The organism is Undibacterium sp. GrIS 1.2 (assembly GCF_040544435.1).
Lineage (GTDB): Bacteria > Pseudomonadota > Gammaproteobacteria > Burkholderiales > Burkholderiaceae_D > Undibacterium.
Genome location: NZ_JBEONP010000144.1, coordinates 1 through 1722, shown reverse-complemented (window position 1 = coordinate 1722; position 1722 = coordinate 1). Strand labels below are relative to the sequence as shown.

The following is a 1722-nucleotide window of genomic DNA, read 5'->3' as shown; positions in this document are numbered from 1 at the left end:
CATGGCTGACTGCCAAATCTCAGTTGAAGCCGTCCACGACATACAACATGGCGCTTCATGGATCGATTAACGGCAATGAGTTTGGATGTGCAAACGATAAAATTATCTTTGGCAAAGCACTCGGATGTTTCTGGAGTTTTACGACAGCACCAGGATTAATCCCCAGTTTTTAACTAGATCCAACGAATAAAAAGTCGAGCATTTGCTCGGTTTTTTATTTTGCGAAAGAGAGATACCAACTACACATATTGATCCTAGAAAAGTGAAATTGTGCTTAGGGAGCTAGGTCTTCATTTACTGCATAACTTTTCCAACGCGTTGGAAAAGTTCAAAAAGCGCTCAAGAAGTGTTTTGGTATCAAAAGTATGCTTCTATATGATCTACTACTCGGTATGTATTGAAATACTGTTTTCACGAACGAACAGTCATAACGTGCTGTGACGAGTCGTTCGGATTTTGAGGTGGCGGGCTCTTCGCGGGGTGATTCCCGCACAATAAGCAGAAATAATCTTTTAGCTTTGTTCATGCAGAAGTAAAGAGAGGACGTTCATACAAAAATTGTCTGTCCACCTTTGAGATGATTTCTTTGGAGAGACAGTCTCAGGTAATCAATCTTTTTTTATTCAATAATTTGTTAGTGATCAGATATTTTTCTGTTGATTTACGTTTTCGTAATCCAAGTAATTCACCAGTTAGCTCGATAGACCCGTCAGGAGACTCTAGTTCTCTTACTGCAAACGAATTTCTGAGTGTACGCGGGCCTTTACGTTTTACTTCGATCCCAGCCTTTTTGTAAGTCGCTTTTGTCAAAAGATAGATTGTCGATTTATCTAATTTTTTTCCATCGAGGTTGGCAGGAAATAAAAGTTTCCCTGGTATTTTCTTTGCATTGCGTTCCTCAACCCATGCCATCACATCTGCAACAGCGAACGGCCTTAGTTGTGTTTGGTGATTCCGACTTGTACCGTTCACTGACCAAGGTGTTATTTCAACTGGAATAGAGCCGGTAGAGTCTCTAGCACCTACTCGATCAGTGTTGAGCCCAACCAACTCCGATACCTTTAATCCCGCTCCCAGTAACATGGCCAGTATCGCCCTATCTCGCCGACGTTTCCATTCCGGCCCATCGTCAACGGTCGGGTCGTAAGGTGCGACTTCCGGTAAGTGTTCCATATACAAATGCTGTTGGTCATCTGTGAGTATCACTTTAGGTAGGTCCCGCCCCTGTGCTTTGGTTTGGTAAATATCAAAGGCTGCATGCTTAGCTGGATTGGGAGTGATGCCGACATGTGCAAATACTCGTTCTAATAAGCGTAAATATCGCACACGTATTGAACTATTAAAGGCTTTGCGCGACGTATCCTTACCTGGCTTCGGTATCTCTAAAAAATCTTTAATGTGGTCATGGTTCACACTGTGCAAGATAACGCCCTGCGAATCAATGAAATCCATAAATCGGTGGAACATGTGAATGTAAATTTCAGCAGAACTATCCAATATTGGACGGAGTTTTTTATTTTCATTCTCGTTTGTTTTAGCGATTTGTCGACGCCCCAACAGCAAGTAATCTTCCGTTTTCACAAAAGCGGAAAAAGCTTCTCTCGGACTGTGTTTCCAGCCATTTTCATCATCAAATAAAGATTTATTCATTTTATTCAATTAACGGTCATATTTAAAATTAAAAGTAAATAAAAACAACATCTTGGCTACAAGTCCAAAGAA

Annotated in this window: 1 protein-coding gene; it reads right to left on the bottom strand. The window is 41.1% G+C overall.

All coding sequences use genetic code 11. The features are described from left to right. Positions 1–600: 600 nt before the first annotated feature. Positions 601–1650, bottom strand: a complete 1050-nt coding sequence (locus AAKU61_RS22560) for a tyrosine-type recombinase/integrase (RefSeq protein WP_354335870.1) — start codon at positions 1648–1650, stop codon at positions 601–603. Between the last annotated feature and the right edge of the window lie 72 nt (positions 1651–1722).

Bases quoted from the DNA above. Each gene is read 5' to 3' on its own strand.
- AAKU61_RS22560 (WP_354335870.1), bottom strand. From the start codon at position 1,650: ATGAATAAATCTTTATTTGATGATGAAAATGGCTGGAAACACAGTCCG.